The following is a 268-nucleotide window of genomic DNA, read 5'->3' as shown; positions in this document are numbered from 1 at the left end:
GCTTCATCTGATTCCTTTCTGTGCTGGGCAAGCGCAAGATGCGGGCGCTTCTGCCCGCCCGGCGACTCTAGCCCGTTGCTGTGGAGTCTCGCGGCCCGCCAAAGTTCAGCCGCGCCTACTTCTGGACGCGCACCAGCGTGGCGTCCACGCCGGCCGCTGCCAGCCGCTCCTTCTGCGATTCCGCCTCGGACTGATTGTCGTAGGGCCCCAGACGCACACGGTACACCGTGCGACCTGCCTGCTCGCGCTCGCTGATCTTGGCCGTGTA

The 268-nt window shown here is 66.4% G+C and carries 1 protein-coding gene; it reads right to left on the bottom strand.

Going from position 1 to position 268, the window contains the following annotated elements; translation table 11 throughout:
- Window positions 1–115: 115 nt before the first annotated feature.
- The gene (locus tag E0702_RS21015; protein WP_368816926.1) at window positions 116–256 is read right to left on the bottom strand and encodes an SPOR domain-containing protein; all 141 of its coding nucleotides are present in this window, start codon (window positions 254–256) and stop codon (window positions 116–118) included.
- Window positions 257–268 lie beyond the last annotated feature (12 nt).

The sequence above is a fragment of the Halomonas marinisediminis genome (genome assembly GCF_004347715.1).
GTDB classification, from domain to species: domain Bacteria; phylum Pseudomonadota; class Gammaproteobacteria; order Pseudomonadales; family Halomonadaceae; genus Halomonas; species Halomonas icarae.
Note: the sequence above shows the minus strand (reverse complement) of the source record. Positions and strands in the feature narration are given on the sequence as shown.